Origin of the sequence: Leptolyngbya subtilissima AS-A7, assembly GCF_039962255.1 — a bacterium.
GTDB lineage: Bacteria > Cyanobacteriota > Cyanobacteriia > Phormidesmidales > Phormidesmidaceae > Nodosilinea.
This window is the reverse complement of record NZ_JAMPKY010000013.1, coordinates 135318-152183: the sequence shown is the minus strand read 5'-3', so window position 1 is coordinate 152183 and position 16866 is coordinate 135318. Positions and strand designations below refer to the sequence as shown.

8 protein-coding genes and 1 pseudogene are annotated in these 16866 nt (G+C 55.2%); 5 read left to right on the top strand and 4 right to left on the bottom strand.

Annotated elements, in window-relative coordinates; all coding sequences use genetic code 11:
• Nucleotides 1-75: 75 nt before the first annotated feature.
• From NC979_RS24240 to NC979_RS25465, 3 genes and pseudogenes are all read right to left on the bottom strand, one after another.
• Complete coding sequence (locus NC979_RS24240; RefSeq protein ID WP_190522535.1) at nt 76-2085, bottom strand: beta strand repeat-containing protein; 2010 nt, start codon at nt 2083-2085, stop codon at nt 76-78.
• 970 nt (nt 2086-3055) lie between these two features.
• Nucleotides 3056-3400, bottom strand: coding sequence for a pentapeptide repeat-containing protein (locus NC979_RS24235; protein WP_347403967.1), 345 nt, complete (start codon nt 3398-3400; stop codon nt 3056-3058).
• 24 nt (nt 3401-3424) lie between these two features.
• A pseudogene (locus NC979_RS25465) lies at nt 3425-3661 on the bottom strand (pentapeptide repeat-containing protein); the annotation flags it as partial.
• A 217-nt stretch (nt 3662-3878) separates the two neighbouring features.
• Here NC979_RS25465 and NC979_RS24230 point away from each other — a divergent pair.
• The 5 genes from NC979_RS24230 to NC979_RS24210 all read left to right on the top strand — a co-directional run bounded on the left by NC979_RS24230 (nt 3879) and on the right by NC979_RS24210 (nt 14840).
• Nucleotides 3879-4190: a hypothetical protein gene (locus NC979_RS24230; RefSeq protein WP_190522531.1), complete on the top strand. Its 312-nt coding sequence runs from the start codon at nt 3879-3881 to the stop codon at nt 4188-4190.
• A gap of 3683 nt (nt 4191-7873) precedes the next feature.
• Nucleotides 7874-10651: a PD-(D/E)XK nuclease family protein gene (locus tag NC979_RS24225; RefSeq protein ID WP_190522529.1), complete on the top strand. Its 2778-nt coding sequence runs from the start codon at nt 7874-7876 to the stop codon at nt 10649-10651.
• Entirely contained in the window at nt 10638-13856 is a 3219-nt protein-coding gene (locus tag NC979_RS24220) for a UvrD-helicase domain-containing protein (RefSeq protein ID WP_190522527.1), read from the top strand. Before NC979_RS24225 ends, NC979_RS24220 begins: the two co-directional genes overlap by 14 nt.
• Nucleotides 13857-14129: 273 nt before the next feature.
• A complete protein-coding gene (locus NC979_RS24215) occupies nt 14130-14378 on the top strand; it encodes an NfeD family protein (RefSeq protein ID WP_190522525.1) in 249 nt (82 codons plus the stop codon).
• Between the two features lie 60 nt (nt 14379-14438).
• Nucleotides 14439-14840: a hypothetical protein gene (locus tag NC979_RS24210; RefSeq protein WP_190522523.1), complete on the top strand. Its 402-nt coding sequence runs from the start codon at nt 14439-14441 to the stop codon at nt 14838-14840.
• Between the two features lie 40 nt (nt 14841-14880).
• On the opposite strand, the gene NC979_RS24205 is transcribed toward NC979_RS24210, so the two are convergent.
• On the bottom strand, nt 14881-16728 hold the full coding sequence (locus NC979_RS24205) for a tetratricopeptide repeat protein (protein ID WP_190522521.1): 1848 nt from the start codon (nt 16726-16728) through the stop codon (nt 14881-14883).
• Nucleotides 16729-16866: the final 138 nt, after the last annotated feature.

The window sequence follows — 16866 nt, the reverse complement described above, 5'->3', positions numbered from 1 at the left end:
AGGCGGATCGCACTGTACATAATGACAGAGCGGCAAAACTCAGTGAGATCGCACCTCACTGAGTTGACGTGAAAATTAGGCAATAGCCAAACTGGTCAAACTGCCGCTAAACCCAGTAATCTCAACTACGGCATCGCCAGCCTCCTGAAATCCAGCCGTGTTGTTGTTCAAGGCGACAAAAGTGCGAGAGCCCAAGCTAAAGGTCGCTGCTCGATTGGCCCCAAAAGCATCCGCCGTCAGCACGGCACTGATACCCGCCTGATTCAGAGAGGCAACGGCACCTAGCTCTGCCACGTTGGCCGCACTGACAGCAGTAGGACCATCAATCACATCGGTGCCGATTTTCAAGTCAGTGATACGGTCAAAGTTGCTCAACAGCGAGTCACTCAAGCCGGAGATGGCAAACGTGTCAGCCCCATTTTCCCCAGTTAAGCCATCGCCCCCAGCACCGCCCACCAGACGGTCAGCACCATTGCCGCCGTTCAGGGTATCGTTGCCTGCGGTGCCGATGAGCGTGTCCTTGCCGGTGCTGCCGTTAATGGTTTTGCCCACATTGTTGGCCCGGCCAAACACCACATAGCTCTCGCCGGCATCACTGTTGCCATTGGGGTCTGCTGCGGCTCCCCCAATGACTAGGTCATCGATGCTGTCACTATTGATGTCGCCTGCACTGCTGACGGAATAGCCTGAGAGGTCAAACACATCAATGCCATTGATCACAAAGCCGTTGCTGCCGTTGAGGTCAGAGAGATTGAGGCTGCCCCCAGCGCCCACACCGGCCCCACCAAACACCACATAGCTCTCGCCAGCATCACCGTTGCCATTGGGGTCTGCCCGGATTGCCCCAATGACTAGGTCGTCGATGCTGTCACCATTGATGTCCCCCGCACTGCTGACAGAGAAGCCTGAGTTGTCACCCACATCAATGCCGTTAATCACAAAGCCATTGCTGCCGTTGAGGTCAGAGAGATTGAGGCTGCCCCCACTGCCCACACCGGCCCCACCAAACACCACATAGCTCTCGCCAGCATCACCGTTGCCATTGGGGTCTGCTGAGGGTGCCCCAATGATCAGGTCGTCGATGCCATCGCCGTTGATATCCCCTGCACTGCTGACAGAGAGGCCTGAGTTGTCACCCACATCAATGCCGTTAATCACAAAGCCGTCGCTGCCGTTGAGGGCAGCGAGGTCGAGGCTACCCCCACTGCCCACACTGGGCCCACCAAACACCACATAGCTCTCACCAGCATTACCGTTGCCATTGGGGTCCGCTAGGTTTGCCCCAATGATCAGGTCGTCGATATTGTCACCATTGATATCACCTGCACTACTGACGGAGTAGCCTGAGAAGTCAAACACATCAATGCCATTGATCACAAAGCCGTTGCTACCGTTGAGGTCAGAGAGATTAAGGCTGCCACTGCTACCCACACTGGCTCCACCAAACACCACATAGCTCTCGCCGGCCACATTGTTGCCATTGGGGTCTGCTCCATATGCCCCAATGAGCAGGTCGTCGATACCATCGTTGTTGATGTCCCCCGCACTGCTGACAGAGAGGCCAGAGTTGTCAAACATATCAATGCCATTGATGACAAAGCTGTTGCTGCCGTTGAGGTCAGAGAGATTGAGGCTGCCACTGCTACCCACATCGGCCCCACCAAACACCACATAACTCGCGCCAGCCAAACTGTTGCCATTGGGGTCTGCTACGTGTGCCCCAATGATCAGGTCGTCGATACCATCACCATTGATGTCCCCCGCACTGCTGACGGAGGTGCCTAAGTTGTCCTCCTCATTAATGCCATTGATCACAAAGCCGTTGCTGCCGTTGAGGTCAGAGAGATTAAGGCTGCCCTCACTGCCCACACCGGCCCCACCAAACACCACATAGCTCTCGCCAGCCGCATAGTTGCCATTGGGGTCCGCTAGGTTTGCCCCAATGAGCAGATCGTCGATGCCATCGCCGTTAATATCCCCTGCATTGCTGACAGAGAGGCCCGACTGGTCAAACGCATCAATGCCGTTAATTACAAAGCCGTTGCTGCCGTCGAGGTCAGAAAGGTTAAGCACGGGGTCAAACATAAATCTCCTGGTATAAAACTAAGAAGTGAGCAGAACCCGGAGTAGATCGGGAGTACGTGGGCCTAAAGTAGGTTTAGACGGCAACGGTGCAGGGTGAACCAGGAGCGATTTATGTTCAAACACAAGCAATCACCTCTTCTCCTCAGGGATCAGGTTTCAATTTCGGAGAAGAGTTCGGTTACCCCACAGAACACGAGGCTCCACGTTGTTCTAGCTGGATCAATACGGCTTGCTCAGCCAAGACAAGCTGCTTTAGTCTGAATTAATCATCAGTCAAAACCTACGAGTTTTTACTGAATTACTCAAGCAGCAAGATATTTTCTTTATACTAGGTTTACGATTGACTACGTAAAATTCCTTTAGGCTCCATAGTTTCTTGCGCCTTGGCCGTTGCCAGGCGCGTTTGCTAGCAAAAAAGCACCTGGCAAGATCCGCGATCTCACTATATGGTTCTGCCCCTCTTCAAGAGCGACGTGCAATCGACACACGGCTTTGAGCCGCTATGCTAGGCCCAAAGCCAACAGGCCTATCGAGCTTGCCAAGAAGTGAAACTACTCTAAGTCCTGGAGTAGCTGCCCCGCGCCACAGAGCAGCAGCAAAGCCCCTCTTGGCAGCTCTTTCGTGAAACGTTCCAAAATTTGTTTAAGACTGTGCTGGACAATCACCACTCAGCTACATCAGAGCATCCTATGGGTACAGGGGCGGGGTAAGTCAGATCGGCTAATTGCGCGCAGGCAACTGATCAACAGCAGCATGAGGGTTAGAGCCTTAGATTTTTCACCAGATAATTTTATTGGAGGCACATTTTTAGAAAAGTAGTTCAACCTCCGTCCAAGCGGCTGATTTCACCCATTTTTAGTAATAAGCCTAGCTGATGAGCCAGGCTATTTGTCGTTAAGGGCATAGGAGCCTCTATGCCTTGCTGACAAAGTTGTACAGCCTTAGCGTAACTTTCTGAACGATTACTCACTCAACCCCGTGCAGGGGATGTATCTATAATTCCTAGCTGCTGCTTTAAGGCTTCAGGGATGTTTTTAGCTTTGGCAACTTCCGTTGGGTCTGGCCATCGTGTCTCATCGTCCCATTTGATGTTTTCGAGATTGGCCCCGCTGAGGTTGACCTCTCTGATGTCGGCCGTGCTGAGGTCGGCCCCGCTGAGGTTGGCCTCGCTGAGGTTGGCCCCGAAGAGGTTGGCTCTGAGGTTGACCCCTCTGAGGTCTGCTTTGTTGAGGTTGGCTTCGCAGAGGATGACATCGCTGACGTCAGCCCTTCTGAAGTTAGCTCCACTGAGGTTGGCCCGACTGAGGTCGGCCACTCTGAAGTAGGCCCTTCTGAAATCGGCCCCTCTAAGGTCGGCTCCTCTGAGGTCAGCCCCTCTGAGGTTGGCCCTTCTGAAGTTAGCTCCGCTGAGGTTGGCTCCACTGAAGTCGGCTGCTCTGAAGTTGGGCCGTCTGAGGACTAATAAATTGCGACTATTTGCGTTAAGAGGTAGAAACCAAAAGCTTATTACAATAATGGTTGAGATAGAAAATACTACAAATAATCCAATATTAAAACTTCTTTTTTTATTAGGCATTGTCTATGGAATTCTTAGTAAGCGTACATTCTGACTCTAACCCTGCTCTGCTATAACCCTTGTAGCTTGTGCTAGTGGTATTCTGACAAGAATTTTTATTAACCAGTATCTATCTTGACAAAAGGTTTTTGCTTCTTGGTAATTCATTCTGATGTTGCAGATTTCCAACAAAGCATCAAGCTGTTGAATGGCAAGGGATTAGTAGCTGCGATTTGTTTTGTGGACAACCTTTGGCCTGGGGCAAACGCGCTTGGGCTGGCACTTGAGCCAGGCTGAGCCTCAGCCAGTGCCTGCAGCCCAAAGGCTGCTAGCCGATCGCATCGAGGAACTGACGACCTATTTTGTCAACCAAAAGAAGCGCACTGGAGGCACCCGCGCCCAAGACTCGGCGGAAACCTGGGCGACGGTTTTGGCACGGCGAGAGCTGGGCGACTCGCTGCAAACCATTGCTGAAGATCTGAGCATTCCCTATGAGACAGCAAAGACCCATAGCAAGCTAGCGCGGCGATCGCTGAGGGGGGATGCCTAAGCAGTTTTTGGTGGAAACTCCAGAAGCTCCCGCATTGCTTAAACAAAACCCACTAAATCTTGGATAATCTTTTCAGCTTGCTCTGGCAGAAAGTTAAATAAGAGCAATAGTCTGCCTCTTGTGGAGGTCTCAAAGGGTCGATTGAAAACTTTGCCCCAATTGAGGGTCAGATGCCAGGTTTGACTAAGTCTTGATGGAGATAACAGTTCTCTAGAGGTAAAGAAAACTGTTCCTGTCCCCTTGCGGGGAATGGGTTAGGAAAGCTAGTTCTCGCGATCGCCAGTTTCCCGTTTTGCTCGTATCCCAATTATTGTTTCCGTCCCCTTGTGGGGAATGGGTTAACAAAGCTGCAACCTGTGAACATCCAGAAATCGAGCTGGTGTAATCGTTTCCGTCCCCTTGCAGGGAATGAGTAGGAAAGTTAAGGCCGAGTTCTGGCGCAACGTTGAGAACTCAGAGTTTCCGTCCCCTTGCGGGGAATAGGTTAGAAAAGTCTCACATTGACTTGGACATTGCTGCTCGTGAGGGCAGTTCCTGTCCCTCTGCGGGGAATAGGTTAGAAAAGACTGTTGAAAGATAGCGCTGTTCATACTGTCGCTCAGTTGGGTTCCCGTCCCCTTGCAAGGAATGGGTTAGGAAAGCTGCTGAGGCGGCTGAGGCGGCTGAGGCGGCTTTAGAGTTTCCGTCCCCTTGCGGGGAATAGGTTAGGAAAGGCAGCAGACGATGACGCAGCCTGGTCAGCCGTGTTAGGGATTTCCGTCCCTTTGCGGGGAATGGGTTAGGAAAGGACTCAATGGTGCTTTCCTTCGGAGACGATATCGCCATGTTTCCGTCCCCTTGCGGGCATTGGGTTAGGAAAGGCAACCGAAATACAACGATTACGGAAAAGTCAAGCTCCCATTTCCGTCCTCTTGCGGGGAATGGGTTAGGAAAGCTGTTCGCGATAACCGTCGGTCGGAGTTTAGCTACTATCTGTTTCCGTCCCCTTGCGGGGAATGGGTTAGGAAAGGGTCAAGATGGATTCTATATTGCCGTATATGACATCTAAAGGTTTCCGTCCCCTTGCGGGGAATGGGTTGGGAAAGTTGACTATTCACTCTGGAGGTTAAAACCATGAAAGCTTCCGTCCCCTTGCGGGGAATGGATTAGGAAAGCAGCTCCATATCAATACCGTCACAACCTGATCATGGAGTTTCCGTCCCCTTGCGGGGAATGAGTTAGGAAAGTGGCTAGAGTTTGATGCTTATAAAGCTCACTCGCTTAATCGTTTCCGTCCCCTTGCGGGGAATGGGTTAGGAAAGACACAGTATGTCTTCGATTCTAATATCACCCATAACTTGTTTCCGTCCCCTTGCGGGGAATGGGTTAGGAAAGTTGACTATTCACTCTGGAGGTTAAAACCATGAAAGTTTCCGTCCCCTTGCGGGGAATGGATTAGGAAAGCAGCTCCATATCAATACCGTCACAACCTGATCATGGAGTTTCCGTCCCCTTGCGGGGAATGGGTTAGGAAAGTTATTGTACGCTGAAAAATCTGGGTTACTGTTGGCAAATATGGCTGACCGCCATAGGTCGGCAGAACCTTGAAAACCGCATAGTTTTATTTACTTCCGTGGATAGCTTGGCCCGTAAGGATGACAGGCTATTCGTTAAATCTATTTTTGTGGTTTGTGGGGTAAGACAGGGCAAGGTTTGCCTATCCGTGGTTTTACCCCTCTAGAACCTGCTCTAAAGCTTTATTCAGAGCAGGGGTCTTTCAAACCACTTCCCCGCAAGGGGACGGAAACAATTGATAAACCCGCTGCAAACACTATCAAGCCCGTAGTCTTTCAAATCACTTTCCCGCAAGGGGACGGAAACTTGTACCGCACACAGCGGTAGTCGCCATCGACAAGAGCCCTTTCAAACCACTTCCCCGCAAGGGGACGGAAACCGCTGGTCAGCATACTGGCTGTAGCGCTCATCAATCCTTTCAAACCACTTCCCCGCAAGGGGACGGAAACACCCCCATGTAGACGTAGTAAGCGCCCCTGAACACGTCTTTCAAACCACTTCCCCGCAAGGGGACGGAAACTCTACTTCCCTGTAGTACGGTGCAATACGCAATGTCTTTTCAAACCACTTCCCCGCAAGGGGACGGAAACTTGCGGAACCAGGTCAAACGGGCCGCGCGGAATTTGGGGATACCTTTAAACCACTTCCCCGCAAGGGGACGGAAACAGCAGGGCCTTTGTGCGCCGGAGCATGACGGGGTACTCCTCCGCTTTCAAACCACTTCCCCGCGAGGGGACGGAAACTCAATCCTCCATGAGGGATGAAAAATACTCTTCAAAGTTTTCCTAACCCATTCCCCGTAAGGGGACGGAAACGCTTCTCCAATTTCCTCTAACGTCTTTCCGTGCTGTGACTGCTTTCCTAACCCATTCCCCGTAAGGGGACGGAAATTCGATAATGACGATGCGGTAGTCCTGATAATGCTGGCGTCACCTCAACCTTTTCCCCGCAAGGGGACGGAAACATCTAGATCTCTAAATTCAGAGGGGTTTAAATAAACGTCACCTCAATCTTTCCCCGCAAGGGGACGGAAACTTGTCGTCAGCCATCACTGTGAATGACCAGTGCAGCCCTGTCAGTCACCCCAACCTTTTCCCCGCAAGGGGATGGAAATGCCCTCTGCCACCTGTAGTTTTTGTTGAAGACGTAAGTCACCCCAACCTTTTCCCCGCAAGGGGACGGAAACCTAGTGCTGGTGGGCATAGCCTCGACCGGGACTCCTGATAAGTTACTCCAACCTTTTCCCCGCAAGGGGACAGAAATATGTAGAAGCTGACCACCAGCGTCTCGTAGGCCAGATCCTTTCAAACCACTTCCCCGCAAGGGGACGGAAACACATAGAAACCTTGCACTAAACAAATCGCCCGATTTCTTTCAAATCACTTCCCCGCAAGGGGACGGAAACTTCACAAGGTTGGCAATAGGCATATTACGGTATGTACTTTAAAACCACTTCCCCGCAAGGGGACGGAAACATGCCGTTGAGGTTGTGGCGTTGATTATTGGCGAAGTTGCCTTTCAAACCACTTCCCCGCAAGGGGACGGGAACTGTACCTTTTTGGCCTTGTTGTAGGGTGCCGCGACGGCGACTTTCAAACCATTTCCCCGCAAGGGGACGGAAACGTGAGGGGGCAGGTGTTGAGTTGGCGACGTAGGGCTTGCTTTCAAACCACTTCCCCGCAAGGGGAAGAAAACATGGTGTCGGCTGCTAGGTTCTTACCGGACTGGCCACGTGTCAAATTACCCCTAAACACCTGCTGGCAACGTAACGATAGAGCCCTCTTTTGCTAAGGGTAGCCAGAAATATTAGGCTGACGTACTTGGGCTGTAGATAAACGGGGGGCTCACCTCAGGAGGCAAAGCCGCCGAAGGCTTTATTCCGCTATCTCAACGTTAGCCGCCAATAAATAGAAAGGCGGAGCGTGCGCTTGTAAGCGTCCATGGATGGCGGTGGATGGTGAAGTTATCATCATGATTTTGGTGGAATGCCTAAACTTTTCCCCCATCGGTCTGGGCAAGCTAAGAAGGCTTAAAAAACTTAGCTTTCATAGTGATGTGGTGTGTGGCTAGCACAGCGTCTTGATGGCCAATTTACAGCCGCAGCCCGACGGAATAATGGAGAGACTGGCATGGCAAGATTTGTCTTAACTCCCAGCAATAGCTATGCCACTGCCCTGGAATGGTCAACGCGGCCTGGCTATCAAATCGTTACCCCATCACGCTTGGCGGCTAGGGCACTGTACGCGCAGCACCAGGCTCTGCGCCGGTTGGCAAGCAAGGCTGTAGAGGCTGGGAGTAAGAAAATCGCCCCTGACCGCACCGCTCAACAGCTGTTTCGCCGGGTAGTGCAAGACATTGCGCAGCCGGTGGATGGGCTCGGTACCGCTAGAGCCTGGCTGCCAGGGGTGCGATCGCTCCTCCAAAGCAGCCCAAATCTTTCTACGGTAACAGCCACCTCTCTCCGCACCGCCCAGCTTCTTGAAGTTGCAAAGGCTTATCAAACTGCCCTGAGTGAGCAAGGCTTTATTGATGGGGCAGATCTCTACTGGCAAGCTGCCGAGAGCAAGGTTCCCCCCCAACAGTTGCTTATCTACGGCTACTTTCAGCCTCGCCCCGATGAGCTAGCCTGGATCAATACTCTGGCTGCTGACGAAAGCGTACTGTTTTTGCCGATCGCAGAGTCACCGCTGTTTGCCGATAGCCAAGCATCCGTGGATTGGCTGGTAGAGCAAGGCTGGCAGATTATGAGTGAACTAGATACCAGATACCAGGGTTCTAGCAAGGGTGAGAACGTAACCGCCAAGTCTGAGCAGAACCCTGGAATCTTTGCTATCGGGGAATCGCTCAGCCAAGTTTTCTGCGGGGCCAGAGACCGGGTTTCTAGCGGTGAGCTAGGGCAGGGACAGCAAAATGGGACGCAGAAACCCGGTCTCTCTCCAGCCACCACCTCCTACGCCTACAGCACCCTGGAAGCAGAGGTGCGAGGGACTCTGGTCCAGGTCAAAGCCCTACTCAACGACGGTACCCTGGCCCGCGACATCGCTATTGTCGCCAGAGATGAAGTCGCCTATGGCCCCAAGCTGATCGACATCGCCTGGGAATACGGTGTGCCCCTGCGAGCTCTCTACCAAACCCCGCTGCTGAGCACCCGCCTAGGAACTTGGCTGAATCTGCTGGTGGACGTGCTTGATGCCAAATTTCCCTTCGAGGGCACAGCACGGCTACTCAGCCATGTCCTAGCCAGCAACCCCGATCGCGACTTTTGGGCCACCGCCCGCCGCCAACATCCCCAGGACTTTGCCGCCTGGAAAGCCCTAGCCCAAGACCACCTCGATCTCGACCTCGACCTGCTGGCCCAGATCAACCAAGCCCGCCGCCGCGACACCTGGGTAGAGCTGTGGCAAAGCATTTTGGGCCGGTTTGATCTGCGTCGCCGCTGCGCCCGCTGGGCGAGGGAGAGCGTGGCGTTTAACCGGTTCCGCGATGCATTGAGGGAACTGGCCGAACCCGAAGCGGAAATCCTCAGCTGGGGAGAGTTTCGCCAGGAATTGCGGGACTTGCTGGATAGCTTAACCGTACCCGCCCAGCCGGGTCGCGGTGGGGTCGAGCTGCACAGCCCCCGCTCGGTGGTTGGGGCACGATATGCCCACCTATTTGTCATTGGCATTGCCGAAGGCGTGCTGCCTGCTCCGACTGGCAACGACCCACTGTTGGATTTCTTTGAACGTCAGCAGCTCCGCCACCAGGAGGTGACGCTGCCCAGCGCCGCCGAAATGGCTCGGAGAGAGGCGCTGAATGTCTACTTTTTGCTGCAAACGGTGACCACCGCTGTAGTCTTCTCCTATCCCCAGTTGGAGGGGCGCAAGGAACTCTTGTCTAGCCCTTACCTGGCGCAATTGGGGCTGAAACTCAGTGAACCGCCAGCCCTTGCGATCGCCAGCTTGGAAGAACATCGCCGCACTATTCTGCGCCACAACGCCCCAACCGAAGATCCGGTACTCTTAGCAGCCGTCCACGCCTATGCCGTCGAACAGCATCGCGAGAGCAGCGCCGCTGCCAACGAGTACGACGGCGTCATCGGCATTCCCTTCGACTATGCCGACTGGCCCTTTAGTGTGTCGCAGTTGCGGAACCTGGGCCAGTGCCCCTTCAATTGGTTTGCAAACAAACTCCTGAAGCTGGGGCCACCAGAGGAAATCGACGACGACCTCAGCCCTAGCCAGATTGGCCAGCTCTATCACCGGGTGCTGGAGCTAGTGCTGGCTGGCTGGGGCGAGCACCCAGAGTTGGAGGTCGCCGACCTAGAGATGCTACACGAAGCGTTCGCGATCGCAGAACGCGAACTCATTCCCACCACTCTCCCCGCCTGGACTCTGCGCCGGGAAGAACATCTGCGAATCCTGGCCCTGGCCCTACAAGACCCCAATTTTTTGCCCACCGGGGCAGAGCCGGTTTTGCTGGAGGGCGACTTTGAGGGGGAATGGCACGGATTGAAAGTACGGGGCCGCATCGACCGGATTGATCGCACCGAGGCCGGGCTGGTGCTAATCGACTACAAAACCGGCAAAAGCCGCCCCCCCGGCATCAAAGACCAAACCGGCAAAGCCTGTATCGACCTCCAGCTCCCGCTCTACCGGGAGGCCGCTGGCCCAGCCCTGTTTGATGAACCCGTTGCTGATGCCTACTACTATTCGATTCGCGGCAGAGAGAAAATCGCGCTCTCGTCGAAGGCACCCCAGCACGAACTGCCCGCCGCCATCGAGCGCTGCAAAACCCATTTAGAGACGGGGCACTATCCGGTGCAGCCCGACACGGAACGAAAGGCCTGCACCTACTGCGATTTTGATGCCCTGTGTCGCCAGGGCGACCGCCTCAGCCGTAAGGAGATTACCCATGGGACTGACTGAACAGCAAGAACGTGCCGCCTACAGTCCTAAGAGTGTGGCAGTCACGGCAGGGGCAGGCACTGGCAAAACCCATATGCTTTCGGAACGCTATCGGTACTTTTTACAGCAGGGATTTTCGCCCCTGCAAATTGTGGCCGTAACCTTTACCGAAAAAGCGGCAGCGGAACTGCGATCGCGCATCCGCTCTACCATCGCTGCATCTATGGGCGATCGCCCCGACCTGCTGGCCGAGCTAGAAGCGGCCCAAATCAGCACCTTCCACGCCCTGGCCGCTCGCATCTGCCGTGAACACTCCACCATCGCCAACGTGCCCCCTGACTTTGCCGTGCAGGATGAGCTGGAAAGCCCCATCTGGCAGGCCGATGTCTTTGCCGATGCCCTGGCCCAACTGCCCAGCCACTTCTACCTGGGCATTCCCTACTCGCTCATGCGGGACGTATTGCAGGCGCTGCTAGCCGATCCGCTCACCGCTGCCCAGGCCCTGGAGAAAGGTCGCGACGACTGGCTGCCCTGGGTAGAGCGCATTCAACTTCAGGCCCTAGAGGAATTTTTGTCACACCCGGACTGGTTGAGCAGCAAGCACATTCTGCAAGCCTACGCCGCCCCCGGCGACAAACTGGAGGAGCATCGATTGGCGGTATTGGGGGCGATCGCCCTGTTTGGAGAGGGCCATGCCGCCCAGGCGTTAGACAGGCTCGACAGTCTGAGAATCAACGTCGGTAGCCAAAAGAACTGGGGTGGCAAAGAGGCCCTGGCGGCGGTGAAAGCGGCGATCGCTACGCTGCGCGACCTGGCCCGAGAGGCGATCAAAACCGGACTGATCACCCTGGCACCCAACGCCTACGACGACCAGACCGATGCCCTGCTGCCCAACCTGCGCGGAGCCTTTGCCTGGGTGCGCGACTTCCTGCAAAAGGCCAAGTACCAGCAGCGGATTCTGGATTTCAACGACCTCGAAGTTCACGCCCTGCAAGCCCTGGCAGACCCGGCGGTGCAAGACTACTACGCCCAGCGCTGGAAAGTGTTTCTGATCGACGAATTTCAAGACACCAACCCCATCCAGGGGCAATTGCTCGAAACGCTCACCGCCAAAGCCACCCTCACCATCGTCGGCGATCCCAAACAATCCATCTACAGCTTTCGGCGGGCGGATGTGCGGGTGTTTCAAGCCTGGCAAAAGCATATTCACCCCGGCGATGACCCCGTCAAACTCAGTCTCAGCTTTCGCACCCACCAGGCCCTGGTCGCCCAAATCAACCAGGTGTTTGCCCCCGTGCTGGCCGATCTGCACCAGTCCCTCGACGCCCACCGTCAGGAAACCCTAGAGCCTACCCCAAAGATCCAGCTCTACACGGTGACGGTGGATGAGGAATATCAGAAAGACAAAGACATTGACACCAATGCTGATGCCTGCCGCCGGGTGGAAGCCCAGAAAATCGCCGACTTGGTGGAGGAAATGCTGTCGGCGAAGCTGCAAGTCCACGACAAGCCCAGCGGCCGATTGCGGGATATTCAACCCAAGGACATAGCCATTTTGTCGCGCACCTGGGGTCCACTAGAGCTGTATGGCAATGCGATCGCAGCTCGCGATATCCCTATCTTGCAGGCCGGGGGCGGCAACCTGCTCGACACCCGCGAAGCCAAAGATGCCGGGGCGCTGCTGCGGTTTTTAGCTGACCCCACCGATAGTTTGGCCCTGGCGGCGGTGCTGCGCAGCCCCTTCTTTGCACTCAGCGATACCACCCTCTACACCTTTGCCCAAACCCTGCCCGAGAAAACGGACTGGTGGAGGCACCTGCGAGACAGTGCCGCCCCAGACCTGAGCCGCGCTAGAGAGACCCTGGGTGAGCTGCTGATTGCCCGTCGCACCGAAGCGCCGACCCGGTTACTGCAACTGGGCGATCGCCTCACCGGCTACACCGCCGTGATCGCCAATCTGCCCGGTGCCGAGCGCCGACTGGCTGACTGGCAGGGCTTTGGGGAACTTGTGCGATCGCTGGAGGCAGGAAGCTTTGATGTGCTGGCCGTCATCCGTCGGCTCCAGCGGTTGCAGGCTGCCGAGGTCGAGGTGCCCCGCCCCGCCCTGGCCGGGGGCAATGCCGTCAGTCTGATGACCATCCACGGCTCTAAGGGGTTGGAGTGGCCGGTGGTGATTGTGCCCGACCTGGCCCGCCAGTCGCCTCTCGACTCGCCCCTGGTGCGCTTCGACCCGGATCTGGGGGCGGCCTTGAAGCTAGAGGATGAGGAGGGAGAACGGCAAAAATCGGCCCTCTACACTCTGATGGAGCAGCGCAAAAAAGCCGCCGACAGCGAGGAAAGCAAACGAGTGCTCTATGTGGCCCTGACTCGGGCACGCGATCGCCTCATCCTTACCGCTGCCAAAGCCGCTGGTGGTAGCCTCGACATTTTGCAGCCTGGTCTAGACGGTCTAATTGCTCCTGCGCCCATCCCCTTTGCGCCAGACCTAGCCCAACCCGTAGCCCCCGTCGCTCCTAACCTTCCAGGGCTACCCGAGCAAATCATGCTCTACCCTGCTAGGGCGGGCTTTGCCGAGCTCTCCGTCACCGCCCTGAGCGATTACGCGATCTGCCCCCTGCGGTTTAAGTTTCGCCATGTGGATGGCCACCCCGGCTACACCAGCGGCAATAGCACTGCCAATTTGGGAATGGAGCTAGGAAAACTCACCCATAAGGCCCTGGAACTCAGCATTGACCAGGCTGAAACTCTGGCTGCCTACGCCCCCCACCTACCGCTAACTGCGGTCGAAGAAGCGCTGACCTTGGCCCAAGCCTTTCACCACTCCCCGATCTATTCGGCCCATCGAACGGGTGCGACACATTGGGAACACCCGGTTTCACTCACCGTGGGCGATCTCACTCTCAACGGCGTGGTGGATTTGGTGGGCGAAGATTTTGTGCTCGATTTTAAGACTGACCAGGCCATACACCCAGAGCACCACCAGTTTCAGCTCTGGGCCTATAGCCGCGCCACGAGTAAACCCAACGCCTACCTGGCCTACCTGCGCCACGACCATCTGCACCCTTTTGAGGCTGGAGCTTTACAAGACTTCGACCATCAAGCCAATGCCCTGATAAGCAAATTGATGAGCGGCGATTTTACCCCCAATGCAGCTCACTACAATTGTGGGATATGTCCTTATGGAGAGATTTGTAGTGAGGCGCTTGACCCAAGCGCTGGCGTCTAAGAAATCACTGCTTATCCCACACCCGCAACCCGATATCTCTGTCATAAGACGGGAACGCAGCCAAAGTCACCTCAAAGAGATCTTCACCTAATTCTGCCCTCTGGCCCTAGCTGACCCCAGCTGCACCCTAGGTGACTTTGGGTGACCGATCCCCTATGGGACAACGAGTCCATGCAGCGATGCACCTCTAACAGGTGGGTCGTTGCAGCAGGTTTAGAGCCTTGCTTCTGCGGGGTGTCGGCCTGCAACGCCATCTCGTTGTGGGGTTTGCCCATGGGGTTTCTGCAATTGCCACCACCGCCGATTGAGTGGTTTCCGTCCTCGGCTGTTGGAGTCATTGACGAAGCGGTGGAAGGAGACTGCCCTGGCCGCATTCGGTATGGGGGTACCCACTGGTTTGCTCGCTCTTACACCGCTGACCTGGGACTTACGTTTGTGGTCGGTCAGCCGGTGCAAATTTTGGGTCGGCAGGGCAACACCCTGCTGATTTTGCCCAGTAGTGAGCAACTGCTGGGGGCTTAGCCCTGGCTTAACTGGCAGCGAGAGGACGGTGACCTGTTAACACACCTTTTGGAGGACATTATGGAACGTTTGCTAACGATGGTGGTGGCTAGCATTGTGGTGGGTAGCTTGGCGTATACAAACCCTCGTACCTTGGGGCCGTATGTGGAGACGGTGGTAAACCACGGGGCACGGAACCTGTGTGAGCAGCCGGGGGATTTGGGGTGTGAGGTGGCCTGTGAGGCGGTGGCCCCGGTGACCAAGGGGCTAATGCAGGGGGCGCTTTACCTGTATAGCGAGAAACCTCAAGACTTAGGGGTTTTAACCCTGTACCGCACCCAGTTGCCGGGGCTGGAGATCCAGGGGGTAGGGCTGGGGGGTGAGGTGTTGGTTTGGTCGCCAGGGGCGCTGCCCGTTAACCTGTGTGAGGTGGTTAGTTCACCTGATTTCTTAAAGAAAGGCACCTACCCAGTAGGGTTTTAGGCTCGATAAGAGTGTAGTGGTGAATGCCAAGCATTTGACACTATACCGGCTGGTCTACATCATCGGGGCTACCTTGCAATTGCATAGTTTCTCGGAGTGCTTTCAGTAGATTTTGGGTAGTAACTGTATGAGGGTGGCTTTCCCCGAGTTGCTGCTTGCGGATGGTCAAAGCGTCGAGGTAGAAAGATTCTGCGTCGTGGTAGCGACCTTGAGAGTTATAGAGCACAGCCAGATTATTCAGACTAGTGGCCACATCCGGATGCTCATCGCCCAGCAGCCGTTTATCCATTGCTAAGGCTTCGGCATACAGCGGTTCCGCGTCGCTATAACGGCCCTGCTGATCAAGGTAATAGCCCGTTCGGATTTGCAATAGCGCAGTCGTTTTCGACTCCAGGCTATAGTCACCAATCAGTTGAGTAGCAACCTCAGCATGGGTAATAATTCGCTGGCACTGAAGCCAATTTTCATAATCCGCATTAGGAAATACCTCAGTAACTGCATTTACCACTCGCTCAGCCCATTGTTTCTGCTCTTCCTCCGCCATCTCCACCCTCAATGCCTCCTGCACCAGTCGATGAATGGTCAGGGTTTGGCGATTCCGGTTACGACTTACCAATGAGTATCGAATGGCAGCCGCTAGCGCCTCATTTAATACTTTTTTCTGGCTAGCAGCAGGGCTCAGGTACTCCCCCAGTTCAGCCACACCCGTTGTAAAAAGCTCTTCAGGTATGTCGTCGGGGGCCAAAAACGCACAGACTCGCACCAGGTCAGCCGCCGCCGTACTTTGCTCCGCCACCTTTTGAAACGCCAGCGCAAACGTTACCATCACGCTGGGGTGGTCATCGGTCAGTTCACCCCTGGTCGCCAGCAGGGTAGCTTTCTCGTCCCGGTACAGCGCCAAATACTCAGTCAGGGTCAAGCACTGCTCTTCGATATAGGCCCCGGCCTGGTCTAGGGCCAGCGGCAGACCATCTAACTCCGTCGTTAAGCTCAGGGCCAGTGCTCTATCCTCAGCGTCGGCAGCGTCAAGCGTTGCGGTTTCGGCCACCAGTTTGGCCCGCCGCAGCAACAGCAGCGCCCCATCCTCTGGGGACAGTTGTTTTATCTCTAGCCGTTGTGCCACCGTACCCAGTGCCTGGGCGCGGGTGGTTAGCATTAGGTGCCCCTGTGGCCCCACCGGCAACCAGGGTTTCACCATCGCCACATCGTCGGCATTATCTAAAACCAGCAGCCAGCCTTCTTGTGCTGCCAACCACCGCTGAAATGCCTTCGCCACCGCCGGTTGCTCGGTTTGCTGATACCCCGGTATTTGCAGGCTGTTAGCAATGACCGCATAGTCAGCCATCAGTTCATCGGGCTGCTCGGCCTTGACCCAAAAAACGTGGCGGTAGGTATCCAAATGGCGGTAGACATATTCCAAGGCAGTCTGGATTTTGCCAATACCCCCTAGCCCGGCCAGCGCCACCCGCCGGTCTTTGGCCAAAGCAGCCTGCATATCCCTTAGCAGCTCATCGCGTCCGGTAAAGCACCGATTGCGATCTTGGGGCAACCCCCAAAGATAGGGCAGGGTGCTCTTAGGGCTTGCAGCAACTGCCGGGATCGCCACATCAGAGGGTAAGGCAGGCTGAGCACCCCATTCCATCACATTCGGATCTAACTCCAGAGCCGCACAGATGCCGCCAAATACAGCCGCCTGAATAGGCTTGCCCTGAAAAAAACGCTTAACCGTCGAGTCGCTGATGGGTGATTTTTGATCTTCACTGTCATCGCGGCTGTCATCGTCTAAAACAACCTGGGAGAGTAGATATCTCCGAGTCCAGCCTTTCTTAGATAGCGCTCGTTTGGCTAACTCAACACCTTCAGGGCAAGCGGCTCGCGTGTAGGGCATACCAGTCGATGACCACTTTAGGCTCTGGATAATGGCCCAATTATGACATTTTCAACCTTGCCCTGGCACCATATCCCGTGTGAACAAGATTTCCTTTAGCTAGCTAATTTTGTAGAACGGTAGCGTACAAGTACAGAT

Bases quoted from the DNA above. Each gene is read 5' to 3' on its own strand.
- NC979_RS24240 (WP_190522535.1), bottom strand. From the start codon at position 2,085: ATGTTTGACCCCGTGCTTAACCTTTCTGACCTCGACGGCAGCAACGGC.
- NC979_RS24225 (WP_190522529.1), top strand. From the start codon at position 7,874: ATGGCAAGATTTGTCTTAACTCCCAGCAATAGCTATGCCACTGCCCTG.
- NC979_RS24220 (WP_190522527.1), top strand. From the start codon at position 10,638: ATGGGACTGACTGAACAGCAAGAACGTGCCGCCTACAGTCCTAAGAGT.
- NC979_RS24215 (WP_190522525.1), top strand. From the start codon at position 14,130: ATGGGGTTTCTGCAATTGCCACCACCGCCGATTGAGTGGTTTCCGTCC.
- NC979_RS24210 (WP_190522523.1), top strand. From the start codon at position 14,439: ATGGAACGTTTGCTAACGATGGTGGTGGCTAGCATTGTGGTGGGTAGC.
- NC979_RS24205 (WP_190522521.1), bottom strand. From the start codon at position 16,728: ATGCCCTACACGCGAGCCGCTTGCCCTGAAGGTGTTGAGTTAGCCAAA.